This window comes from Streptomyces sp. NPDC041970 (assembly GCF_055588985.1).
Genome location: NZ_JBVJCD010000032.1, coordinates 9,551 through 32,405 on the forward strand (window position 1 = coordinate 9,551; position 22,855 = coordinate 32,405).

The window sequence follows — 22,855 nt, forward strand, 5'->3', positions numbered from 1 at the left end:
CACCGCCCCCCGTGTCCCCTCCCGCCGGAACGCCCCGATCCACGACGGGCTGAGCCGTGCGTGCCGATCGCCTCTTCGCGTACGGCGCCACGGCCGGGCTGATCGCCGACGCCCTGTTCGGCGACCCCCGCCGGGGCCACCCCGTCGCCGGTTTCGGCCGGGCCGCCGCGCGGGCCGAATCCCTGCTCTGGGCCGACGACCGGGGCCGGGGCGCCCTGCACGCCCTCGTCTGCGCCGGCGGCGCCGCGGGGGCCGCCGCGCTGGCCGCCCGTGCGGTCCGCGACCGCCCCGCGCTCGCTCTGGGGCTGACCGCCGTCACCGCCTGGTCGGTCGTCGGCGGCGCCTCGCTGGGCCGGGAGGCCCGTGCCGTCGGCGACGCGCTGGCCGCCGGGGACCTGGCGGCGGCCCGCGAGCGGCTGCCGCACCTGTGCGGGCGCGACCCGCACGCGCTGGACGCTCCGCAGATCGCCCGCGCCGTCGTGGAGTCCGTCGCCGAGAACACCTCGGACGCCGTCGTCGGCGCGCTGGTGTGGGGGGCGGTCGGCGGTGTGCCGGGGTTCGTGGCGTTCCGGGCGGTGAACACGCTCGACGCGATGGTCGGCCACCGCTCGCCCCGCCACCTCCGCTACGGCTGGGCCTCGGCCCGCCTGGACGACGTCGCGGGGTGGCCCGGCGCCCGGTTGACGGCCGCGCTGGCCGTGGTGGCGGGCGGGCGGCCCACGGAGGCGCTACGGGCCTGGCGGGCGGACGCGGGACGCCATCCGAGCCCGAACGCCGGACCGGTGGAGGCCGCCTTCGCCGGGGCGCTCGGCGTACGGCTGGGCGGGACGCTGGCGTACGCCGGGCGCGTCGAGCACCGTCCGGTGCTGAACGGGGCGGCCGGACGGGCCGTGCGGAGTACGGACATCGAACGCGCGGTGCGGCTGTCGCGCCGGGTGAGTGCGCTGGCCCTCGGCGTGTGCGTGGCGGGCCGGCTGATCGCGGGACGGAAGCGGGGGCGGGGATGAGCGGCGGACTGCTGGTCGCGGGTACGACGTCGGACGCGGGCAAGAGCGTCGTCACGGCGGGCATCTGCCGGTGGCTGGTGCGCCGGGGCGTGAACGTCGCGCCGTTCAAGGCGCAGAACATGTCCCTGAACTCCTTCGTGACCCGCGAGGGCGCGGAGATCGGGCGGGCCCAGGCGATGCAGGCCCAGGCCGCCCGTGTGGAGCCGACCGCGCTGATGAATCCGGTGCTGCTCAAGCCGGGCGGCGACCGCTCCAGCCAGGTGGTCCTGATGGGCCGTCCGGTCGGGGAGATGAGCGCCCGCGGCTACCACGGCGGCCGCCAGGAGGCCCTCTTCGCCACCGTCACGGACTGCCTGGAGCAGTTGCGGTCCACGTACGACGCGGTGATCTGCGAGGGTGCGGGCAGCCCGGCCGAGATCAACCTGCGGCGCACCGACATCGTCAACATGGGCGTCGCCCGAGCCGCCCGCTTCCCCGTGCTGGTGGTCGGGGACATCGACCGGGGCGGGGTCTTCGCCTCGTTCTTCGGGACGACCGCGCTGCTGGACGCCGAGGACCAGGCGCTCGTCGCGGGGTACCTCGTGAACAAGTTCCGGGGCGACGTCTCGCTGCTGGAGCCGGGGCTGGACATGCTGTACGAGCTGACCGGGCGGCGGACGTACGGGGTGCTGCCGTTCGCCCACGGGCTCGGCATCGACGAGGAGGACGGCCTGCGGGTCTCGCTGCGCGGCGCGGTGCGCGAGTCGGTCGTCGCGCCCCCGCACGGCGAGGACGTGCTGCGGGTCGCGGTCTGCGCGGTGCCGCTGATGTCGAACTTCACGGACGTGGACGCGCTGGCCGCCGAACCGGGCGTCGTCGTGCGGTTCGTCGACCGGGCGGAGGAGCTGGCCGACGCGGACCTGGTCGTCGTGCCGGGCACGCGCGGCACGGTGCGGGCGCTGGCCTGGCTGCGGGAGCGGGGGCTCGCGGACGCGCTGGCGCGCCGGGCGGCGCAGGGCCGCCCGGTGCTGGGGATCTGCGGCGGGTTCCAGGTGCTCGGCGAGCGGATCGAGGACGAGGTGGAGTCGCGGGCGGGCGTCGTGGACGGGCTCGGGCTGCTGCCCGTGCGCATCCGCTTCGACCGGGCCAAGACGCTGGCGCGGCCGGTCGGTTCGGCGCTCGGGGAGCCGGTGGAGGGGTACGAGATCCACCACGGCGTCGCCGACGTGCGGGGCGGCGAGCCGTTCCTGGACGGGTGCCGGGTGGGCGCGGTGTGGGGGACGCACTGGCACGGCTCGCTGGAGAGCGACGCGTTCCGGCGGCGGTTCCTGGCGGAGGTGGCGCGGGCCGCGGGCCGGCGGTTCGTGCCCGCGCCCGACACCAGCTTCGCCGCCCTGCGGGAGGAGCAGTTGGACCGGCTCGGGGACCTGGTGGAGGAGCACGCGGACACCGACGCGCTGTGGCGGCTGATCGAGGGCGGGGCGCCGGCGGGGCTGCCGTTCGTGCCTCCGGGGGCGCCGCGGAGCTCCGCGGCGCCCGGCGGCGCGGAGGGGGCGGCGGGCCGGGACGCCGTCCCGGAACCGCCCGAGGAGCCCGGACGCGCCCGGCCCCAGACGCCGAGAAGTGAAGCCGAAGTTCTTGTCAACGAGGAGGCCATGTGAGCACGCCGTATCCCTTCACCGCGATCGTCGGGCAGGACGACCTGCGGCTCGGGCTGCTGCTGAACGCGGTCAGCCCGGCCGTCGGCGGGGTGCTCGTACGGGGTGAGAAGGGCACCGCCAAGTCCACCGCCGTACGGGCCCTCGCCGCGCTCATGCCCCCGGTGTCCGTCGTGCCGGGGTGCCGGTTCTCGTGCGACCCGGCGGCCCCCGACCCGGCGTGCCCGGACGGGCCGCACGCCGGCGCCGCCGGGGTGTCGCGGGCCGCGCGGACCGTGGAGCTGCCGGTCGGGGCCTCCGAGGACCGCCTCGTGGGGGCGCTCGACATCGAACGGGCGCTCGCGGAGGGCGTGAAGGCGTTCGAGCCGGGGCTGCTGGCCGACGCGCATCGCGGCATCCTCTACGTGGACGAGGTCAACCTCCTCCACGACCACCTGGTGGACCTGCTGCTGGACGCGGCGGCCATGGGCGCCTCGTACGTCGAGCGCGAGGGCGTCTCCGTACGCCACGCGGCGCGGTTCCTGCTCGTCGGCACGATGAACCCGGAGGAGGGCGAGCTGCGGCCGCAGTTGCTGGACCGCTTCGGGCTGACCGTCGAGGTGGCCGCGTCCCGTGAGACCGACGAGCGGGTCGAGGTCGTGCGGCGCAGGCTGGCGTACGACGACGACCCCGCGGGCTTCGCGGCGCGCTGGGCCGCCGAGGAGGGGGCGCTGCGGGAGCGGATCGCCGCCGCGCGCGCCCTGCTGCCCCGCGTCGTGCTGGGCGACGGCGCGCTGCGGCAGATCGCCGCGACCTGCGCCGCGTTCGAGGTGGACGGGATGCGCGCCGACATCGTGATGGCCCGCACGGCGACCGCGCTGGCGGCCTGGGCGGGGCGCGACGAGGTGGTCGCCGACGACGTGCGGCGGGCGGCCCTGCTGGCCCTCCCCCACCGGCGGCGCCGCAACCCCTTCGACGCGCCGGGCCTCGACGAGGACCGGCTCGACCGGGCGCTGGACGAGGCGGCCGAGGAGAGCGGTGGGGACGGCGGCGAGCCCGGTCCCGATCCGGACCCCGATCCGGAACCCGACGGTCCCGGCCCGGACGGCGGCGGGGACGACGGCGGCGGTGGGGGCGGTGGTGTGCCGCCCCAGGGCGGCGCGGGCGACACGCCGTCGCAGGCCCCCGAGGGCGGCTCCGACGCGCCCGGCCCGGCCGCCGGGGCCGAACAGCGCCCGGTGGCCTCCGCCGAGCCGTTCCGCACGAAGGCGCTCAGCGTGCCGGGGCTCGGCGAGGGCGCGGCGGGCCGGCGCTCGCGCGCCCGCACCGAGCACGGCCGCACGACCGGGTCGCGCCGCCCGCAGGGGTCGCTGACCAAGCTGCACCTGGCCGCGACCGTGCAGGCCGCCGCCCCGCACCAGCGTGCGCGCGGGCGGTCCGGGCGCGGGCTCGTGGTGCGCCGGGACGACCTGCGCCAGGCGACCCGCGAGGGCCGCGAGGGCAACCTCGTCCTGTTCGTCGTCGACGCCTCCGGGTCGATGGCCGCCCGGCAGCGGATGAGCGCGGTCAAGGGGGCCGTGCTGTCGCTGCTGCTCGACGCCTACCAGCGGCGGGACAAGGTCGGCCTGGTCACCTTCCGGGGGAAGGACGCCGAGGTGGCGCTGCCGCCGACCTCGTCCGTGGACGCGGCGGCCGCCCGTCTGGAGTCGCTGCCGACCGGGGGCCGCACCCCGCTGGCCGCCGGGCTGCTGAAGGCCCACGACGTGCTGCGGGTGGAGCGGCTGCGCGATCCGTCGCGGCGGCCGCTGCTGGTCGTGGTGACGGACGGCCGGGCGACCGGCGGCCCGGAGCCGGTCGCGCTCGCGGGGCGGGCCGGACGGCTGCACCGCGCCGAAGGGACGGCCTCGGTCGTCGTGGACTGCGAGTCGGGGTACGTACGCCTCGGTCTCGCCGGGGAACTCGCCCGCGAACTGGGAGGCGCCGCCGTCACGCTCGACGAGCTGCGGGCCGACTCGATCGCCGGGCTCGTCAAGAACGTCACCGCAGCCGGGAGGGCCGCTTAATGCCGCAGGGACAGCCGATTTCGGTGCCGGACGACGGGCTCACCACCCGTCAGCGCCGCAACCGCCCGCTCCTCTTCGTCCACACGGGCGCCGGGAAGGGCAAGTCGACCGCCGCCTTCGGGCTCGCGCTGCGGGCCTGGAACCAGGGCTGGCCGATCGGGGTGTTCCAGTTCGTCAAGTCGGCGAAGTGGAAGGTCGGCGAGGAGAACGCGCTGAAGGTGCTGGGCGCGAGCGGCGAGGGCGGCTCCGTCGCCTGGCACAAGATGGGCGAGGGCTGGTCCTGGGTCCAGCGCGGTCTGCACGGCGACAACACGGACAACGAGGAGAAGGCCCGTGAGGGCTGGGAGCAGGTCAAGCGCGACCTGGCGGCCGAGACGTACAAGCTGTACGTGCTCGACGAGTTCGCCTACCCGATGCACTGGGGCTGGATCGACACCGACGAGGTGATCGAGGTGATGCGGAACCGCCCCGGCGTCCAGCACGTGGTGATCACCGGACGCAACGCGCCCGACAAGCTCGTCGAGGCCGCCGACCTGGTGACCGACATGACCAAGGTCAAGCACCCGATGGACGCGGGTCAGAAGGGGCAGAGGGGCATCGAGTGGTGAGTGTGCCCCGCCTGGTCATCGCCGCCCCGGCCTCCGGCAGCGGCAAGACCACCGTCGCCACCGGGCTGATGGCCGCCTTCGCCGCGCGCGGGCTGGCCGTCTCCCCGCACAAGGTGGGCCCGGACTACATCGATCCGGGCTACCACGCGCTGGCGACGGGCCGCCCCGGCCGCAACCTCGACGCGTACATGTGCGGTACGGAGCTGATCGCCCCGCTCTTCGCGCACGGCTCGGCGGGGTGCGACCTCGCCGTGGTCGAGGGGGTGATGGGGCTGTACGACGGCGCCTCCGGGCAGGGCGAGCTGGCGTCCACCGCGCAGGTGGCGAAGTTGCTGCGGGCGCCGGTGGTGCTGGTGGTGGACGCCTCCTCGCAGTCCCGTTCGGTGGCGGCCCTGGTGCACGGGTTCGCCTCCTGGGACCCGGAGGTGCGGATCGGCGGGGTGATCCTGAACAAGGTGGCCTCCGACCGCCACGAGGCCCTCCTGCGGGACGCGTTGGAGGAGTCGGGGCTGCCGGTGCTGGGCGTGCTGCGCCGGGCCCCGCAGGTGGCGACGCCCTCGCGCCACCTCGGGCTGGTCCCGGTGGCCGAGCGGCAGGGCGACGCGGTGGAGGCGGTGCGGGCGATGGGCGACCGGGTGCGCGCCGGGTGCGACCTGGACGCGCTGGCGGCGCTGGCCCGGTCGGCCCCCGCGTTGCCGGACGCTCCGTGGGAGCCGGCGGGCGGGGCGGTCGCCGGGGCGGCCCGGCCCGTCGTCGCCGTGGCGGGCGGGGCGGCGTTCACCTTCGCGTACGCGGAGCACGCGGAGCTGCTGGCGGCGGCCGGTGCGGAGGTCGTGGTCTTCGACCCGTTGCGGGACGAGAAGCTTCCGGCCGGCACGGCGGGGCTGGTGATCGGCGGCGGGTTCCCGGAGGTGTACGCCCCCGAGCTGTCGGCGAACGAGCCGCTGCGGCGGGCGGTGACGGAACTGGCCCTCGGCGGCGCTCCGGTGGCGGCCGAGTGCGCGGGGCTGCTGTACCTGGCGCGGGAGCTGGACGGGCGGCCGATGTGCGGGGTGCTGGACGCCGGGGCCCGGATGTCCGAGCGCCTGACGCTCGGCTACCGGGCGGCGGTGGCGGTGTCGGACAGCGCGCTGGCGGTGGCCGGGACCCGGATGCGCGGTCACGAGTTCCACCGGACGGTGCTGGAGCCGGGGGCGGGGACCACGCCCGCCTGGGGGATGCACCAGCCGGAGCGGCGGGTGGAGGGGTACGTCCAGCGGGGCGTGCACGCCAGCTATCTGCACACCCACTGGGCCGCGTCGCCCGGTGTGGCCCGGCGCTTCGTGGAGCACTGCCGGGCGCGGTGAGCCGGGGTGGTCCGGGGCGCGGCAGGGGGCGCGCTTCGGGCCCTGGGCGTACGCGGGCTCACTCCGCGACGCCGACGACCAGCCAGATGAAGCCCACGCCCCCGATGGTGCAGAGAAGAGTGGAGCGGGCGGGATGGGCGTGGTGCGCCTCGGGCAGGATCTCCGCAGCGGCCAGGTAGAGCAGGGCTCCGCCGAAGAAGCCGAGATAGCAGCCGAGCAGTTCCTCCGGAAGGGTGAACAGCAGCGTCGTCGCGGCTCCTGCGACCGGTGCCGCGGCGTCCGCGAACAGCATGAGGAGCGCCTTGCGGCGGGCGTTCCCGTAAAGACTCGTGAGGGTGTACGTGTTGAATCCGTCGGCGAAGTCATGACTGATCACGGCCAGCGCGACGGCCGCGCCCATTCCGCCGCCGACCTGGAACGCGGCCCCGAGCGCGATGCCGTCCATCAGGCTGTGGCCGACCATCGCGGCGGCCGCCGCCAGCCCCACCTGCGGCACGCGCTGCCCGCTCGCCCCGTGCGCCGCCTGGCGTACGGCGAGCAGCCGCTCGACCAGATGGGCCGCCAGGAAGCCGCCGACGAACAGCAGCAGGGCGGCGGGCACGCCGAACACGGGGCGGCCCGCGGCCTCGATCGCCTCCGGCAGGAGGTCGAGGCCGACCACGCCGAGCATCAGGCCGCCCGCGAAGCCGAGCACCAGGTGGCGGCGGTCGGTGACGCGTTGCGCGACCCAGCCGCCGGCCAGAGTCATCAGGAACGCGCCGAGCGCGACGAACACCGCCATGGGGCCTTGCTAGCCGATCGCCCCCCTCACGCGCATCCCAGGGCGCCCTTACCCGGCCGCCACCGGGTCGTCCGCCGACCCGTGCCACCGGGCCCGTGACCGTACGCGGATCGGGCCCGGCTCTCCCTTCCAGCACCTGAGAGTTCGACCCGAAAGGCAGGGCCCGCCCATGGCCGGAGCATCCGTCGACCCCGCACCGCAGCGGCGCACCGGCGATCTGGTGGTGGGGCTCGGCGCGCGCCGCGGCGTCCCCGAGGACGAGTTGTTCGCCCTGATCGAGGCGGTGTTGGGCGGGGCGGGGCTGCGCGTCGCGGACGTGGTGGAGGTGGCGACCGTCGAGGCGAAGGCGGACGAGCCGGCGATCCTGGCGGCGGCGGCCCGGCTCGGGGTGCCGGTGCGCGCGCACCCGGCGGCGGCGCTGGCCGCGGTGCGCGTCCCGCATCCCTCCGAGGCGGTGGGCTCGGCCACGGGCACGCCGTCGGTGGCGGAGGCGGCGGCGCTGATCGACGCGGACGTGCTGGTGGTGCCGAAGACCGGCGCGGCGGGCGGGGGCGCGGGAGTGAAGGGGAGGGCGACCTGTGCGGTGGCCCGCCGCCTGCCCGGCCGCCGGGCTCCCGAGGCTTCCGGAGGGAAAAGTTCCCTCCCACCGGTGACGGGAGGCTTCCGCCCGTTCACCATGGCAGCCATGAATCCCCCCACGTGGAACACCGAGAGCGCCGGGCCCGATCTGCGCCACCACGGCGACGCGGAGGTGCGCGGCGAGAATCTGACCGATCTCGCCGTGAACGTCCGCACCCACACCCCTCCGGAGTGGCTGCGGTCGCGGATAGCCGATTCGCTCACCACCCTGGCCGCCTACCCGGACGGGGCCCCGGCCCGCGCCGCGGTCGCCGAGCGGCACGGGGTGCCGGTGGAGCGGGTGCTGTTGACGGCGGGCGCCGCCGAGGCGTTCGTCCTGATCGCCCGGTCGCTGCCGGCCCGGCGGCCGGTCGTGGTGCATCCGCAGTTCACCGAGCCGGAGGCGGCGCTGCGGGCCGCCGGGCACGCGGTGGGGCGGGTGCTGCTGCGCGCCGAGGACGGCTTCCGGCTCGATCCGGCGGCGGTGCCCGAGGACGCGGACCTCGTGGTGGTCGGCAACCCGACGAACCCGACGTCCGTGCTGCATCCGGCGGCGCTGCTGGAGCGGTTGGCGCGGCCGGGTCGGACGCTGGTGGTGGACGAGGCGTTCATGGACGCCGTGCCGGGCGAGCGGGAGGCGCTGTGCGGGCGGACGGACGTCCCCGGACTCGTGGTGCTGCGCAGCCTCACCAAGACGTGGGGGCTGGCCGGGCTTCGGATCGGCTACGTCCTGGCCGCGCCGGAGACCGTCGCCCTGCTCGCCGGGGCGCAGCCGTTGTGGCCGGTGTCGTCCCCGGCGCTGGCGGCCGCGGCGGCGTGCATGGAGCCGCGGGCGCTGGTGGAGGCGGCCGAGGCGGCGGACCGGATCGCGGTGGACCGGGCCCATCTGCTGGCCGGGCTGGCGGAGTTCAGCGAGGTACGGGCGGTGGAGACGGCGCGGGGGCCGTTCGTCCTGGTGCGGTTGGAGCGGGCGGCGGAGGTCCGGGAGCGGTTGCGGCTGCTGGGCTTCGCGGCCCGGCGCGGGGACACCTTCCCCGGCCTGGGGCCGCAGTGGCTGCGGCTGGCGGTGCGCGACCGGGCCACGACGAACCGTTTCCTCCAGGCCCTGGACCAGGCGGTGCAGGCGCTGCCCGCGAGATCCGGGCGCTGATCGGGCGCGGCTTCGAGGGGCGGCGCGGGGCGGCGCCCGGTCGCACAGGCACGGCATCCAGAGGAGGCGCAGGGCGGCGCCCTGTCGTACGGACGCCGCCCCGCGCTCTGCCCCGCTCCCCCGGCCCTTCGGACCGGGTCCGGGTCAGCTCCGGGCGCCGCGCCTGCGCGCCACGACCGTCGCGCCCGCGCCGGCGGCCAGCAGCAGGGCCGCCCCGCCCGCGAGGTACGGGGTGGTGGAGCTGCCGCCGGTCTCGGCGAGGTTCGGCCCGGCGGGCGCGGCGCCGGTCTGCGGCTTCACGCCGCCCTGGTCGCCGCCGGTGGCCCCGCCGTCCGCGGCGCCCGGCTGCTCGGGCGTCCGCGGTGCGCGGGGCGTTCGGCAGGTGGCTTCCGCGAGGGTGATCTCCCCCTTCACCCGGGCGACGTCGAGGTCGAGGGGGTTGACCGAGACGGTGAGCCGGAGGGCGGTCGCGGCGGCCGTGCGGGTGGTGGTGGACGTCTCGGAGAGGGCGAGGACCACCTCGCCGACGCCCGGCACCGCGACGCGCGTCGGGCCGCCCGCGCTGAGCGTCGTCCTCCTGCCGAGCACGGAGACGCGGCCGAGCACGTTCGCCTCGGCCACGGGCCGCTCGCCGACCACGCAGCGGGCCGTGGAGGTGACCTTCTCGACCTCGATGAGCGAGAGCAGCGGCAGTCCGGGCACGTGGACCCGCGCCTTCGCCAGGTTGGCGCGGCCCTCGGCCCGGCGGGCGTCGGCGGTGGCCTCGGCGGTGGCCACGTCGGCGCGCAGGACCTCGACGGGGCGTCCGCCCTCGACGCCGTCCAGCTTCACGGTGAGCGCGGTCCTCTCGGCGTCGGCCGGCGCGTGCACCTCGTTGAGCGTGGCCCTGAGGGGCACCTGGACGGACTTTCCCAGGAGGGAGACGTCGAGCCCGGTGCGGAGCACGACCGCGCTCGCCCCGCCCTCCCCGCCGCCGACGGGGGTCGCCGGGGCCGCGTGGGCGGGGCCGCCGGCGAGCAGGACGACCGGGGCGGCGGCGGCCGCCAGGGCGATGAGACGGAAGGTGTTGCTGTTCAAGGTGGTGGAACCCCCACAAGAGACATGGAGCCGCCGGCGTCAGTCCAATGGGGGACATCGCCTGCGCCGGAGGCATCGACTCCACGCATCTTTACGTACTGAGGGTGAAGTGACGGGCACCCGACGTGAGTTCACCCCAAAGGGGGATTTCCGCGCGCATATTCGAATCTTTCGGCCCACGCGTTCCTCCTGACCCCGTCCACCCACCCGTTCGACCGAGCGCCCACCACGCGGCCGCCGCCCTCCGGCGCGACCCGCCACGGGCGGGGGCACGCCGACGAGCCGGGGCCCCGCCGCTCACGCCGCCCGCGCCCCGACGCCTCGCGCCCGCACTCCGCGCCGCCTCAGCCGACGACCCGCCCGTTCAGCACGACGCGCCTCGGGGCCGCCAGCACGCGGACGTCGGCGCGCGGGTCCTGGTCGTACACCACGAGGTCCGCGGGAGCGCCCTCCTCCAGCACGGGCCTGCCCAGCCAGCGCCTGGCCCCCCACGTCGTGGCGGAGAGGGCCTCCAGGGGCGGGATGCCCGCCTTCACCAGTTCCGCGACCTCGCCCGCGACCAGGCCGTGCGCCAGCGAGCCCCCCGCGTCGGTGCCGACGTAGACGGGGATGCCCGCGTCGTACGCGGCGCGCACGGTGTCGTAACGGCGCTCGTGCAGCCGCCGCATGTGGGCCGACCAGCGGGGGAACTTGGCCTCGCCGCCCGCCGCGAGGTCGGGGAAGGTGGCGATGTTCACCAGCGTCGGGACGATCGCGACCCCGCGCTCGGCGAACAGCGGGATGGTCTCGTCGGTGAGGCCGGTGGCGTGCTCGACGCAGTCGATGCCCGCCTCCACCAGGTCGCGCAGCGACTCCTCGGCGAAGCAGTGCGCGGTGACGCGCGCGCCCAGACGGTGCGCCTCGGCGATGGCCGCCTCGACCTCGCCGCGCGGCCAGCAGGCGGTCAGGTCCCCGGCGTCCCGGTCGATCCAGTCCCCCACCAGCTTGACCCAGCCGTCCCCGCGCCGGGCCTCGCGCGCGACGTGGGCGACGAGATCGCCGGGCTCGATCTCATGGGCGTAGTTGCGGATGTAACGGCGGGTCCGGGCGATGTGGCGGCCCGCCCGGATGATCTTCGGCAGGTCCTCGCGGTCGTCGATCCACCGGGTGTCGGAGGGCGATCCGGCGTCCCGCAGGAGCAGGGCCCCGGCGTCCCGGTCGGTGAGCGCCTGCTCCTCGGCGGTCGCGGCGTCGACCGGGCCGTGCCGGTCGAGGCCCACATGGCAGTGCGCGTCCACCAGGCCGGGGAGCGCCCAGCCGGTGACCGTCACCGCGTCGTCCGCGCCGGGCGGCCGCTCGTAGGCGATCCGGCCGTCGACGGCCCACAGTTCGTCCCGCACCTCGTCCGGGCCGACGAGGACCCGGCCCTTGACCCGCAGCACCCGCTGCCCCTCCCGATCACTCATACGCGGCACTGTACGAGGCCGTCGTAGGCTGCGACGGGGCGCCGTCCGCGCCGCCGGGACCGCCGCCCCGCCGGGGCCGTCCGCGGCCGGGTCGGCAGGCGGCCGCCCCGCGACCGATCGCCGACCGACCCGACCCGAAGAGAGCACCACCGTGACGCACCCCTTCCTCGACCTCCCCCCGCTCACCGCCGCGCACTTCGCGGAGATCGAGCGGCGCGTGGCCCGGCTCCTCGCCACGGAGCAGGACGTCGTCATCGCCCAGGGCGAGGCGCTGCTGCCCCTGGAGGGCTGCGTCCGCAGCGGCGCGCGGCCCGGCTCGACCGCGCTGAACGTGGTGACGGGCCCCTACGGGCAGACCTTCGGGAACTGGCTGCGGGACTGCGGCGCGCACGTCGTGGACCTCGCGGCGCCCTTCCACGCCGCGGTGACCGCGGACCAGGTCGACCGGGCGCTGGCCGAGCACCCGGAGATCGCGTTCGTCTCGCTGGTGCACGCGGAGGCGGCGACCGGCAACACCAACCCGGTCGCCGAGATCGGCGAGGTGGTGCGGGCCCACGGCGCGCTGTTCATGCTGGACGCGGTCGCCTCGGTGGGCGCGGAGCCGCTGCTGCCGGACGCGTGGGGCGTGGACCTGTGCGTGATCGGGGCGCAGAAGGCCATGGGCGGCCCCGCCGGGGTCTCGGCGGTCTCGGTGAGCGAGCGCGCCTGGGAGCGGATCGCCGCCAACCCGGCCGCGCCGCGGCGCTCCTACCTCTCCCTGCTGGACTGGAAGGAGCGCTGGATCGACGGGGGCCGCGCCGCGCTGCCGCACGCGCCGGCCCAGTTGGAGATGCTGGGCCTGGAAGCCTGCCTGGAGCGGATCGAGGCGGAGGGGCTGGACACCGTGATGGCCCGGCACGCCTCGGCCGCCGCGGCGACCCGCGCGGGGGCGGAGGCGCTGGGCGGCGGCCTGGCGCCGTACGTCCACGAGGCGCGGGACGCGGCCCCGGTGGCCACGACGCTGCGCGCCCCGGCGGGGATCGACGCCGCGGCGCTGGTCGCCCGGGCGCTGGCGGCCGACCCCGGCGTGCCGCTCGTCGCGGGGGGTGGGGCGCTGTCCAAGGAGATGATCCGGGTCAACCATTACGGGGCAGAGGCGACGCGGGACGCGGTGCTGTCCTCGCTCGCGGCTCTGGGGGCGGCGCTGGCCGACGCGGGCCGGCGGGTCGATATCGATGCTGCCCGCGGCGCGGTAGCGGAAACCTGGCCGATGGGCTGATATACATAATGCGGGAAGCTGCTTTACAGAAAGCAGCTTCCCGCATTCTTCTTCCCGATTTCCCCTTCCTTAAACGCAGAAGTTTTCCGGGTATTCCGCCCCCCTCTTCCGCCTTGTGCTCCCGTGCGCCGCCCCGCTGTGACCGACTCCACATCAGCGCCGTTTTGCCGGAAAAATACGGGCGGAAAGCTGACGAAACGCCACCGGCTCGCGCGTCGGTACGCGTACGCCCGATAACACATGCGGGCCCATGGCCCAACCCCTCGCGGCGATGCAATTTCGAAATTTGCTGGGTAAATTCTTTTCGCATGACCGCCGCACCAGCAGATTTTGCCCGTGCCCGCAACGAATTCCTCACCATCGACGCCCCGCGAGTGGAGGACGGAGCCGCGATCTGGCGCATCGCCCGCGACTCCCAGGTCCTGGACCTGAACTCCTCGTACAGCTACCTGCTGTGGTGCCGTGACTTCGCCGCGACGTCCGCCGTCGCACGGGGCGAGGACGGCGCACCCATCGCCTTCGTGACGGGGTACCTCCGGCCCGACCGCCCCGGCGCCCTCGTCGTCTGGCAGGTGGCCGTCGACCAGGCCCACCGCGGCAGGGGACTGGCCGCCGCGCTGCTGGACGCGCTGACCGCCCGCGTCGCCGCCGACCAGGGCCTGGCGTGCGTCGAGACGACGATCACCCCGGACAACACCGCCTCCGACCGGCTGTTCACCTCCTACGCCCAGCGGCACGACGTCCCGCTGGAGCGGGAGGTGCTCTTCGACGGGGAGCTGTTCCCCGAGGGGACGCACCTGCCGGAGGTGCTCTACCGGATAGGCCCCTTCACCACCTGAGACCGTCCGGGACCGCCCCGGTCCCGCACCGTCGAGCCGCCTCGGTCCCGCACCACTGAGGCCGCCCAGGTCCACACCGCCTACGAACGGTGAACCCGAGCCCCCGACGCTCCGGGCCCAGGCCCGTCGGCGCGCCCGCGCCGCCCAGGCCGGGTGCGTCCACCCGGCACGCCCGGTCCGCACGCGCCGGGGCCACGACTTCTCCGCACCGGCCCATCGTCCGGCGCGGTCCCGGCCGTCCGCCGGCGGCCGGGAGCACCGACCACTGCCCGTCACACCTCTCACGCAGGAGACCCGCTGTGACCATCACCCCGCCCGCACTGAGCGTCTTCGAGACCCTGGAGTCGGAGGTGCGCAGCTACTGCCGCGGCTGGCCCGCCGTGTTCGACCGCGCGCAGGGCGCCCGGCTGACCGACGAGGACGGCCACTCCTACCTCGACTTCTTCGCCGGGGCCGGCTCCCTCAACTACGGCCACAACAACCCGGTCCTCAAACGCGCGCTGATCGACTACATCGAGCGCGACGGCATCACCCACGGCCTGGACATGGCGACCACCGCCAAGCGCGCGTTCCTGGAGACGTTCCAGAACGTGGTGCTGCGCCCGCGCGACCTGCCGTACAAGGTGATGTTCCCCGGCCCGACCGGCACCAACGCCGTCGAAGCGGCGCTGAAGCTGGCCCGCAAGGTCAAGGGCCGCGAGTCCGTCGTCTCGTTCACCAACGCCTTCCACGGCATGTCGCTCGGCTCGCTGGCCGTCACCGGCAACGCCTTCAAGCGGGCGGGGGCCGGCATCCCGCTGGTGCACGGCACCCCGATGCCGTTCGACAACTACTTCGACGGCACGGTCCCGGACTTCCTCTGGTTCGAGCGGCTGCTGGAGGACCAGGGCTCCGGGCTGAACAAGCCCGCCGCCGTGATCGTGGAGACCGTCCAGGGCGAGGGCGGCATCAACGTCGCCCGCGCCGAGTGGCTGCGCGCGCTCCAGGAGCTGTGCCACCGCCAGGACATGCTGCTGATCGTCGACGACATCCAGATGGGCTGCGGACGGACCGGCGGCTTCTTCTCCTTCGAGGAGGCCGGCATCGTCCCCGACATCGTCACCCTGTCGAAGTCCATCAGCGGCTACGGGCTGCCGATGTCCCTCTGCCTGTTCGCGCCGGAGCTGGACATCTGGGAGCCGGGCGAGCACAACGGCACCTTCCGCGGCAACAACCCGGCCTTCGTCACGGCCGCCGCCGCGCTGGACGCCTACTGGGCCGACGGCCAGATGGAGCAGCAGACCCTGGCCCGCGGCGCGCAGGTCGAGCAGGCGCTGCTGGGCATCTGCGCCGAGGAGGCGACCGCGCACTTCCGGGGCCGCGGCCTGGTCTGGGGCATGGAGTTCGAGGACCCCTCCCGCGCCTCCGCGGTCTGCGCCCGCGCCTTCGAGCTGGGGCTCCTGCTGGAGACCTCCGGCCCGCAGAGCGAGGTCGTCAAGCTGCTGCCCCCGCTGACCATCACCCCCGACGAGCTGGACGAGGGCCTGCGCACGCTGGCCCGCTGCGTCCGCGAGACGGCCTGACCCGGACCGGCCGGGGAAGCCGGAGAAGAAGGACGCCTCCGGGCCGCGAGGCCCGGAGGCGACGCAGAGAGAGAAAGGCGAGCGCCCACCGTGATCGTCCGATCGTTCAAGGACATCGAGAACACCGACCGGCATGTGAAGTCCGCTTCGGGCACCTGGGAGAGCAAGCGCATCGTGCTCGCCAAGGAGAAGGTGGGCTTCTCGCTCCACGAGACCGTGCTGTACGCGGGCACGGAGACCTCCATGTGGTACGCGAACCACATCGAGGCGGTGCTGTGCACCGAGGGCGAGGCCGAGCTGACCAACGACGAGACCGGCGAGAAGCACTGGATCACGCCCGGCACGATGTACCTGCTGGACGGGCACGAGCGCCACACCCTGCGGCCCCGGACCGACTTCCGCTGCGTGTGCGTCTTCAATCCCCCCGTGACCGGGCGGGAGGACCATGATGAGAACGGTGTCTACCCACTGCTGACCGAGGAGGGCTGAACCATGACCACCGAAGTACGCGCCGACCTGTACCCCTCGCGCGGCGCCGCCGAGATGACCACGCCCCGCCAGGACCCCGTCATCTGGTCCGCGCCGGGCGCGCCGGGCCCGATCACCGCCAAGGACCTCCAGGGGTACGAGCAGGACGGCTTCCTCGCCGTCGACCAGCTCATCACGCCGGACGAGGTGGCCGTCTACCGGGCGGAGCTGGACCGGCTGGTCGCCGACCCCGCGGTGCGGGCCGACGAACGCTCGATCGTCGAGCCGAAGTCGCAGAGCGTGCGCTCGGTCTTCGAGGTGCACCGGATCAGCGAGGTCTTCGCCGGCCTGGTGCGCGACGAGCGGGTGGTGGGCCGGGCCCGCCAGATCCTCGGCTCCGACGTGTACGTCCACCAGTCCCGGATCAACGTGAAGCCGGGCTTCGGGGCCTCCGGCTTCTACTGGCACTCGGACTTCGAGACCTGGCACGCCGAGGACGGCCTGCCGAACATGCGGACCGTGTCCGTGTCGATCGCGCTGACCGAGAACTTCGACACCAACGGCGGGCTGATGATCATGCCCGGCTCGCACAAGACGTTCCTCGGCTGCGCGGGCGAGACGCCGAAGGACAACTACAAGAAGTCGCTCCAGATGCAGGACGCCGGAACCCCCTCCGACGAGGCGCTGACCCGGATGGCCGACCTCCACGGCATCAGGCTCTTCACGGGCAGGCCCGGTTCGGCGACCTGGTTCGACTGCAACTGTATGCACGGCTCGGGCGACAACATCACCCCGTACGCGCGCAGCAACGTCTTCATCGTCTTCAACAGCGTGGAGAACGAGGCCCAGGAGCCCTTCGCGGCCCCGGTCCGCCGCCCGGAGTTCATCGGCGCGCGCGACTTCACCCCGGTGAGGTAGCGCCCGCGCGTAATTCGCTGGACCCCGCTCGCCCCGGCGGCGAGGGTGGCGGCCATGACTTCCCACGTACGCCATGTCACCGTCGACTGCGCCGACGCCTACGCGCTCGGCTCCTTCTGGTCCCAGGTGCTCGGCGCCCCGCTCGCCGACGACGACCTCCCCGGCGATCCGGAGGCCCTGCTGGAGACGCCCGGCGCGGCGATCCTCTTCGTCCAGGGGCCCGACGCGAAGACCGTCAAGAACCGGGTCCACCTCGACGTCCAACCGCAGGACCGTACGCGGGACGAGGAGGTCGAGCGGCTGCTGGCGCTCGGCGCGACGCCCGTCGCCGACCACCGCAGGCCGAACGGGCGGGGCTGGGTGACCCTCGCCGACCCGGAGGGCAACGAGTTCTGCGTGGAGTGCGGCGCGGCCGAGCTGGCGGCCCTGACCGGGACCCGGCCGCCGGTGACCGCCGACGACGTGGCCGCCGCCGTGCGGCTCGCGGTGGACGCGCTGGCCGGAGCACCGGCGGAGCGCTGGGACGCGCCCGCCGGGGACCTGACGTGGAGTTGCTGGGAGACGGCGGAGCACCTGGGCGACGACCTCGTCTCCTACGCCGCGCAGCTCGGCCCGCGCACGCCCCCGCTGGAGGGCTACCTCCCCTTCCGGTGGACCGCCGACCGGCCGGGCGGGCCGTCCAACGCCGTGTTCGCCGACCGCGCCGCCGGTCCGGCCGGGCTGCTGGCCACGGTGGAGGCGAGCGGTGCGCTGCTGGCCTCGATGGTGCGCACGACAGCGCCCTCGGTCCGCTCCTACCACCCCTCCGGGGTCTCGGACCCGGAGGGGTTCGCCGCGATGGGCGTGGTGGAGACCCTGGTGCACGCCCACGACCTCGCCGTGGGCCTGGGCGTGGAGTGGTCGCCGCCCCCGGCGCTGTGCGACCGGGCGCTGGCCCGCCTCTTCCCCGACGCCCCGGCGGGCGGCGACCGGTGGGCCGTCCTGCTGTGGGCCACCGGCCGCGCCGAGCTGCCGGACCGCCCGCGCCGCACCGACTGGCGGTGGCACGGGGCGCCGCTGGAGAGCGGTGGCGGGGCGCCCGACGCCGGGTAGCCGGCCGGGCCCTTTCCCCGCCGGTCAGGCCAGGGCCTCCAGCACCCGGTCCACGTCCGCCTCGGTGTTGTAGAGGTGGCAGGAGATCCGCAGGTTGCCGGCCGGGGCCGAGACCGCGATCCCCGCCTTCCCGAGGTCGGGGGCGCGGCCGTCGAGCCCCGGCACGGAGACGACCGCCGAATCGCCGGGGACGACGGGGTGCCCGAGCTCCACGAGTCCCGCGCGCAGCCGGGCCGCGAGCCCGGTGGCGTGGGCGTACAGCGCGTCCGGCCCGATCTCGGCGAGCAGGGCCAGGGAGTGCTCGGCCCCGTGGTACGAGAGGAAGGCGGGCGGTTCGTCGAAACCGCGGGCGGTGGGGTCGATCCGCTCCAGCGGGCCGTAGTTGGCGGTCCAGGGCGGTCCTCCGGCGACCCAGCCCGCGAAGAGGTGCGGCAGGGTGGTCTGCGCCTCCTCGGTCACGGTCAGGAAGGACGTGCCCCGCGGGCAGAGCAGGAACTTGAAGCCGCCGGTGACGGTGTAGTCGTACGCCCCGGCGTCCACCGGGAACCAGCCGGCCGCCTGGGTGGCGTCCACCAGGGTCCGGGCCCCGTGGGCGGCGGCCGCCGCGCGGACGGCGGCGAGGTCGGCCACCCTGCCGTCGGCCGACTGCACCGCGGAGAAGGCGACGAGCGCGGTGTCCGGGCGCACGGCCTCGGCGAGGCCGTCGAGCGGGGCGTACCGCGTGCGCAGGTCGCCCCGAAGGGCGAACGGCCGGACCACGGAGGCGAACTCGCCCTCGGGGCAGAGCACTTCGGCGCCCGGCGGGAGCGAGGCCGCGATCAGCCCGACGTGCACGGAGACCGAGCTTCCGGTGGCGACCCGGTCCGCGTGGACCCCGACCACCCGTGCGAAGCCGACGCGGGCGGCCTCCACGGCGTCGAGGGACCCCGCCCCCACCCGGCGGCCGGCGGCGTTCTCGTCGGCGAGGGCCTTGACCGCCGCGATCGCCCGGCGCGGCAGCAGGCCCCACGTGGCGGTGTTGAGATAGGTGACCTCCGGCGCGAACTCGGCGGCCGCCGCTTGACTGATCAGGGAGAGCGTCATGCGCCCACCCTCGACCGCCCCCGCCCCGCCGTCAATCACCACCGGACGCACCGTCGGCCGCGGCCGGGCCGCCCGGATCCCCGCCGTCCTCACGGGGCCGCGCAGCAGGGGCGTTCGGTATTCTGAACAGGGTTCCCGATCATGAACCCGGTGGCCCCGGCGAAGGCGCGGGGCCGAAGGGCTGGAGAGGGAGGCGTGGGCCATGTCGGTCAGCGAGTCCGGTGGGGCGCAGGTCAAGTCCGCGGTGCGGACGGTGGAGCTGCTGGAGTACTTCGCGGGGCGGCCCGGTATGCACTCCCTCGCCGCCGTGCAGGAGGCCGTCGGATATCCGAAGTCCAGCCTCTACATGCTGCTGCGCACCCTGGTCGAGCTGGGCTGGGTGGACACCGACGCGACGGGCACCCGGTACGGGATCGGGGTGCGCGCCCTGCTGGTGGGCACGGCGTACGTCGACGGCGACGAGGTCGTGGCCGCGGCCCGGCCGGCCCTGGACCGGCTCGCCGACGACACGGCGGAGACCGTCCACCTGGCCCGCCTGGACGGCACGGACGTGGTCTGCCTGGCCACCCGGCAGTCCCCGCACCACCTGCGCCCCTTCACCCGCGTCGGCCGCCGGCTGCCCGCCCACTCCACCTCGCTCGGCAAGGCGCTGCTGGCGACCCACGACGACGAGTGGGTCCGCAAGATGCTGCCCGAGACGCTGCCCGCGCTGACCGAGCACACCATCACCGACCGCGAGAGGCTGATCGAGGAGCTGCGCCTGGTCCGCGAGCGGGGGTACGCGACGGACCGCGAGGAGAACACCCTCGGCCTGCACTGCCTCGGCGTCGCGATCCCCTACCGGACGCCCGCGCGCGACGCGGTCAGTTGCTCGGTGCCCGCCGCCCGGCTCACCCCCGGACTCGAACAGGCGGTCGAGGACGCCCTGCTCGACACGCGGGACCGGCTCGCCCTCGCCACCCGCAGGCTCTGAGCCGGGGGCCCGTGGTCCCCGCCCGCCGAGCACCGCGGGCCGAGCCGCCCGTACCGTCTGAGAAATCGGTGAGAAGGGGCGGCGCCGGGAACGGCCCGCGAGGCCCCGTTCGTCCCACAGGGGGATGAACAGGACAATCAGGCGCGCTTCGGCCTTCTGCCTGCTGATGGTGCTCGCACTGCTCGTGCGGGCGACCTGGGTGCAGGCGTACGAGGCCAAGGCGCTCGCAGACGACGAGCACAACCGGCGGAACACCATCGCGCGGTACGCGCAGCCGCTCGGGGACATCATCGTGGCCGGTTCGCCGGTCACCGGATCGAAGGAGGTCGACGGCGGCGACCTGCGCTACCAGCGCACCTACACCCAGGGCGAGCTGTACGCGGCCGTCACCGGCTACAGCTCGCAGGCGTACGGGGCGACCCAGCTCGAAGGCATCCACGGCGACGTCCTGGACGGCACGGACGACCGGCTGAAGAACCCCGCGGACGTGATCACCGGTCGGCAGGCCGCTCCGGGCGACGTGCTGACCACCATCGATCCGGGCGTCCAGAAGGCTGCGTACGAGGCGCTCGGCGACGACAAGGGCGCGGCGGTGGCCCTGGACCCGCGGACCGGGCGCGTCCTCGGCATGGTCTCCACCCCCTCCTACGACCCCTCGCGGATCAGCGGCAGGTCGGACGGCGAGGCGTGGCGCGCGCTGCTGGAGGACGAGGACAAGCCGCTGCTCAACCGGGCGCTGCGACAGCCGCTGGCGCCCGGCTCCACGTTCAAGCTGGTGGTGGCGTCGGCGGCGCTGGAGAACGGGCTGTACGGCTCGGTCGACGAGGCCACCGACAGCCCCGACCCGTACACCCTGCCCGGCACCAGCACCGTGCTCCGCAACGAGAACCCCTCCGCCCCCTGCGCGAACGCGACCCTGCGCACCGCGCTCCAGTACTCCTGCAACAACGTCTTCGCGAAGGCGGCCGCCGACCTCGGCCAGGACCGGGTCAAGGCGATGGCGGACGCCTTCGGCTTCGACACCGAGAAGCAGGACGTCCCGGTGCGGGCCTCCGAGAGCGTCTACCCCACCGGCATGGACCGGGCGCAGACGGCGCTGACCGGCATCGGCCAGTTCGAGGTCACCGCGACCCCGCTCCAGATGGCGATGGTCTCCTCCGCCCTCGCCAACGGCGGGGAGCTGGCCGCGCCGCACATGGTGTCGCGGGTGACGGACGGGGACGGCTCCACGCTGGAGGAGACCGGCGACGGCGAGACGGAGCGGGTGGTGAAGGAGTCGACCGCCGAGCAGCTCCGCAGCGCCATGGTGACGGTCGTCGAGGAGGGCACCGGGACCAACGCCCGGATCGCCGGGGCCGAGGTCGGCGGGAAGACCGGGACCGCGCAGAACGGCGTGGACAACGGCAACACGCCGTACGCCTGGTTCACCTCGTACGCGAAGGACCGCGGCAGCGACCGGGAGGTCGCCGTCGCGGTGGTCATCGAGGACTCCGGCTCGGCCCGCTCCGAGGTCAGCGGCAACGGCCTGGCCGCGCCGGTCGCCCAGAAGGTCATGAAGGCGGCGCTGGGACGGTGACCCGCCCGGTCGCGGCGGGTCGGCCCGGCGACGGGGCGCCCGACCGCGCCGGGTGCGTCCAGAGGCCGGCCGCGGCCAGCCGGGGCAGGACGTTCTCGCCGAACCAGTACGCCTCCTCCAGATGCGGGTACCCGGAGAGGATGAACTCGTCGACGCCCGCCGCGTGGTATTCGACGATCCGCTCGGCGACCTCGGCGTGGCCGCCGACCAGCGCCGTGCCCGCCCCGCCCCGGACCAGCCCGATGCCCGCCCACAGGTTGGGGTGGATCTCCAGGCCGTCCCGGCGTCCGCCGTGCAGCTCCAGCATCCGCCGCTGCCCCTCGGACTCGCTGCGGGCCAGCCCCTCCTGGACCGAGCGCACGGTGGCCGGGTCGAAGCCCGCCAGCAGCCGGTCCGCCTCGGCCCAGGCCGCCTGGGCGGTGTCGCGGCTGATCACGTGCAGCCGGACGCCGAACCGTACGGTGCGCCCCCGCTCGGCGGCGAGCCCCCGTATCCAGGCGATCTTGTCGGCCACCTGGGCGGGCGGCTCGCCCCAGGTGAGGTAGACGTCCGCGTGGCGGGCGGCGACCGGGCCGGCGGCCGGGGACGACCCGCCGAAGTAGATCGGCGGCACGGGGTCGGGGAGCCGGGCGAGCCGGGCCTGCTCGACCCGCAGGTGCTCGCCGGCCGCGTCGACGGCCTCACCGCCCCACAGCCGCCGGACGATGTCCAGGAACTCCCCGGTACGGGCGTAGCGGGCGTCCTTGTCGAGGAAGTCCCCGTAGGCGCGCTGCTCCTTGCTCTCGCCGCCGGTGACGACGTTCAGCAGGAGCCGCCCGCCGGTCTGCCGCTGGTAGGTCGCGGCCATCTGGGCGGCGAGGGTCGGGGAGAGGAAGCCGGGGCGGAAGGCGACGAGGAACGCCAGCCGCTCGGTGTGCTGGCTGACCATCGCGGTGGTGAGCCAGGCGTCCTCGCACCAGGCCCCGGTGGGCGTGAGCACGCCGCCGAAGCCCAGGTCCTCCGCCGCGCGGGCGATCTGGGCGAGGTAGCGGACCGTGGGCGGGCGGTCGCCGCCGGCCGCCGTGACCGGTGTGCCGTGGCCGCCGCCCACGACGTGGCGGCTGTCGCCGTTGGTGGGGAGGAACCAGTGGAAGGTCAGGGGCATCGTCGCGTCTCTCCGATCGGGCGGGCGCACAAGGGGGCGAGGGGCGGTGCGGGGCAGGCGGTGGCATGAGCGGCCGTGCCAGGAGGGCGCGGCGGCGGGGGCGCTCGTCGGGCGGCCGGCGCACGGGGCGTCCCGCGCGGGCGCGAAGGAGGGCGGCTCTCCTCAGACTTCGCGGCGACAGAAGGCGCTGGAGGCGCGGCCGAGGTCGATGTGGCGGCGACGGGTCAAGCG

19 protein-coding genes are annotated in these 22,855 nt (G+C 75.2%); 14 read left to right on the forward strand and 5 right to left on the reverse strand.

Annotated features, from left to right (window positions below; translation table 11 throughout):
* The first annotated feature begins 56 nt into the window (after positions 1-56).
* The 5 genes from ACZ6EJ_RS17250 to ACZ6EJ_RS17270 are packed head-to-tail and all read left to right on the forward strand — an operon-like array spanning position 57 to position 6,640.
* Entirely contained in the window at positions 57-1,007 is a 951-nt protein-coding gene (locus ACZ6EJ_RS17250) for a cobalamin biosynthesis protein (RefSeq protein WP_469267936.1), read from the forward strand.
* A complete protein-coding gene (locus tag ACZ6EJ_RS17255; protein ID WP_469267937.1) occupies positions 1,004-2,647 on the forward strand; it encodes a cobyric acid synthase in 1,644 nt (547 codons plus the stop codon). The genes ACZ6EJ_RS17250 and ACZ6EJ_RS17255 overlap by 4 nt, the downstream gene beginning before the upstream one ends.
* Positions 2,644-4,686 (forward strand): putative cobaltochelatase, encoded by a 2,043-nt coding sequence (locus ACZ6EJ_RS17260; RefSeq protein ID WP_469267938.1) that lies wholly within the window; start codon positions 2,644-2,646, stop codon positions 4,684-4,686. Before ACZ6EJ_RS17255 ends, ACZ6EJ_RS17260 begins: the two co-directional genes overlap by 4 nt.
* Entirely contained in the window at positions 4,686-5,294 is a 609-nt protein-coding gene (gene cobO, locus ACZ6EJ_RS17265) for a cob(I)yrinic acid a,c-diamide adenosyltransferase (protein WP_469267940.1), read from the forward strand. Before ACZ6EJ_RS17260 ends, cobO begins: the two co-directional genes overlap by 1 nt.
* Entirely contained in the window at positions 5,288-6,640 is a 1,353-nt protein-coding gene (locus ACZ6EJ_RS17270; protein ID WP_469267941.1) for a cobyrinate a,c-diamide synthase, read from the forward strand. The genes cobO and ACZ6EJ_RS17270 overlap by 7 nt, the downstream gene beginning before the upstream one ends.
* Positions 6,641-6,698: 58 nt before the next feature.
* On the opposite strand, the gene ACZ6EJ_RS17275 is transcribed toward ACZ6EJ_RS17270, so the two are convergent.
* Entirely contained in the window at positions 6,699-7,421 is a 723-nt protein-coding gene (locus tag ACZ6EJ_RS17275) for a ZIP family metal transporter (RefSeq protein WP_469267942.1), read from the reverse strand.
* A 169-nt stretch (positions 7,422-7,590) separates the two neighbouring features.
* Between ACZ6EJ_RS17275 and cobC the strand changes: the two genes are divergently transcribed.
* Positions 7,591-9,189, forward strand: coding sequence for an Rv2231c family pyridoxal phosphate-dependent protein CobC (cobC, locus tag ACZ6EJ_RS17280; protein ID WP_469267944.1), 1,599 nt, complete (start codon positions 7,591-7,593; stop codon positions 9,187-9,189).
* A gap of 144 nt (positions 9,190-9,333) precedes the next feature.
* On the opposite strand, the gene ACZ6EJ_RS17285 is transcribed toward cobC, so the two are convergent.
* Both ACZ6EJ_RS17285 and ACZ6EJ_RS17290 read right to left on the reverse strand, forming a co-directional pair.
* Positions 9,334-10,266: an SCO1860 family LAETG-anchored protein gene (locus ACZ6EJ_RS17285; protein ID WP_469267945.1), complete on the reverse strand. Its 933-nt coding sequence runs from the start codon at positions 10,264-10,266 to the stop codon at positions 9,334-9,336.
* Between the two features lie 344 nt (positions 10,267-10,610).
* Complete coding sequence (locus ACZ6EJ_RS17290; protein ID WP_469267947.1) at positions 10,611-11,711, reverse strand: amidohydrolase family protein; 1,101 nt, start codon at positions 11,709-11,711, stop codon at positions 10,611-10,613.
* A gap of 151 nt (positions 11,712-11,862) precedes the next feature.
* Between ACZ6EJ_RS17290 and ACZ6EJ_RS17295 the strand changes: the two genes are divergently transcribed.
* From ACZ6EJ_RS17295 to ACZ6EJ_RS17320, 6 genes are all read left to right on the forward strand, one after another.
* Complete coding sequence (locus ACZ6EJ_RS17295; protein ID WP_469267948.1) at positions 11,863-12,969, forward strand: pyridoxal-phosphate-dependent aminotransferase family protein; 1,107 nt, start codon at positions 11,863-11,865, stop codon at positions 12,967-12,969.
* A gap of 308 nt (positions 12,970-13,277) precedes the next feature.
* Positions 13,278-13,808, forward strand: coding sequence for a diaminobutyrate acetyltransferase (gene ectA, locus ACZ6EJ_RS17300; protein ID WP_469267950.1), 531 nt, complete (start codon positions 13,278-13,280; stop codon positions 13,806-13,808).
* A 299-nt stretch (positions 13,809-14,107) separates the two neighbouring features.
* Complete coding sequence (ectB, locus tag ACZ6EJ_RS17305; RefSeq protein ID WP_469267952.1) at positions 14,108-15,370, forward strand: diaminobutyrate--2-oxoglutarate transaminase; 1,263 nt, start codon at positions 14,108-14,110, stop codon at positions 15,368-15,370.
* 90 nt (positions 15,371-15,460) lie between these two features.
* A complete protein-coding gene (locus ACZ6EJ_RS17310; RefSeq protein WP_469267954.1) occupies positions 15,461-15,859 on the forward strand; it encodes an ectoine synthase in 399 nt (132 codons plus the stop codon).
* A gap of 3 nt (positions 15,860-15,862) precedes the next feature.
* On the forward strand, positions 15,863-16,756 hold the full coding sequence (gene thpD, locus ACZ6EJ_RS17315; RefSeq protein ID WP_469267955.1) for an ectoine hydroxylase: 894 nt from the start codon (positions 15,863-15,865) through the stop codon (positions 16,754-16,756).
* 54 nt (positions 16,757-16,810) lie between these two features.
* Positions 16,811-17,848, forward strand: coding sequence for a VOC family protein (locus ACZ6EJ_RS17320; protein WP_469267957.1), 1,038 nt, complete (start codon positions 16,811-16,813; stop codon positions 17,846-17,848).
* A 24-nt stretch (positions 17,849-17,872) separates the two neighbouring features.
* Here the strand turns inward: ACZ6EJ_RS17320 and ACZ6EJ_RS17325 are convergent, their stop codons facing one another.
* Positions 17,873-18,931, reverse strand: coding sequence for an aminotransferase class V-fold PLP-dependent enzyme (locus tag ACZ6EJ_RS17325; protein WP_469267959.1), 1,059 nt, complete (start codon positions 18,929-18,931; stop codon positions 17,873-17,875).
* Positions 18,932-19,133: 202 nt separating this feature from the next.
* Between ACZ6EJ_RS17325 and ACZ6EJ_RS17330 the strand changes: the two genes are divergently transcribed.
* Both ACZ6EJ_RS17330 and ACZ6EJ_RS17335 read left to right on the forward strand, forming a co-directional pair.
* Positions 19,134-19,904 carry an IclR family transcriptional regulator gene (locus ACZ6EJ_RS17330; protein ID WP_469267961.1) on the forward strand — a complete coding sequence of 257 codons (771 nt, stop codon included), beginning with the start codon at positions 19,134-19,136 and terminating at the stop codon, positions 19,902-19,904.
* Positions 19,905-20,028: 124 nt separating this feature from the next.
* Positions 20,029-21,480 carry a peptidoglycan D,D-transpeptidase FtsI family protein gene (locus ACZ6EJ_RS17335; RefSeq protein WP_469267962.1) on the forward strand — a complete coding sequence of 484 codons (1,452 nt, stop codon included), beginning with the start codon at positions 20,029-20,031 and terminating at the stop codon, positions 21,478-21,480.
* Here the strand turns inward: ACZ6EJ_RS17335 and ACZ6EJ_RS17340 are convergent.
* A complete protein-coding gene (locus ACZ6EJ_RS17340) occupies positions 21,455-22,624 on the reverse strand; it encodes an LLM class flavin-dependent oxidoreductase (RefSeq protein ID WP_469267963.1) in 1,170 nt (389 codons plus the stop codon). The two genes, ACZ6EJ_RS17335 and ACZ6EJ_RS17340, sit on opposite strands and share 26 nt — an antisense overlap.
* Positions 22,625-22,855 lie beyond the last annotated feature (231 nt).

Coding starts and splice junctions, on each gene's coding strand:
- ACZ6EJ_RS17255 (WP_469267937.1), top strand. CDS start 1,004: ATGAGCGGCGGACTGCTGGTCGCGGGTACGACGTCGGACGCGGGCAAG.
- cobO (WP_469267940.1), top strand. CDS start 4,686: ATGCCGCAGGGACAGCCGATTTCGGTGCCGGACGACGGGCTCACCACC.
- ACZ6EJ_RS17275 (WP_469267942.1), bottom strand. CDS start 7,421: ATGGCGGTGTTCGTCGCGCTCGGCGCGTTCCTGATGACTCTGGCCGGC.
- cobC (WP_469267944.1), top strand. CDS start 7,591: ATGGCCGGAGCATCCGTCGACCCCGCACCGCAGCGGCGCACCGGCGAT.
- ACZ6EJ_RS17290 (WP_469267947.1), bottom strand. CDS start 11,711: ATGAGTGATCGGGAGGGGCAGCGGGTGCTGCGGGTCAAGGGCCGGGTC.
- ectA (WP_469267950.1), top strand. CDS start 13,278: ATGACCGCCGCACCAGCAGATTTTGCCCGTGCCCGCAACGAATTCCTC.
- thpD (WP_469267955.1), top strand. CDS start 15,863: ATGACCACCGAAGTACGCGCCGACCTGTACCCCTCGCGCGGCGCCGCC.
- ACZ6EJ_RS17320 (WP_469267957.1), top strand. CDS start 16,811: ATGACTTCCCACGTACGCCATGTCACCGTCGACTGCGCCGACGCCTAC.
- ACZ6EJ_RS17325 (WP_469267959.1), bottom strand. CDS start 18,931: ATGACGCTCTCCCTGATCAGTCAAGCGGCGGCCGCCGAGTTCGCGCCG.
- ACZ6EJ_RS17330 (WP_469267961.1), top strand. CDS start 19,134: ATGTCGGTCAGCGAGTCCGGTGGGGCGCAGGTCAAGTCCGCGGTGCGG.
- ACZ6EJ_RS17335 (WP_469267962.1), top strand. CDS start 20,029: ATGAACAGGACAATCAGGCGCGCTTCGGCCTTCTGCCTGCTGATGGTG.
- ACZ6EJ_RS17340 (WP_469267963.1), bottom strand. CDS start 22,624: ATGCCCCTGACCTTCCACTGGTTCCTCCCCACCAACGGCGACAGCCGC.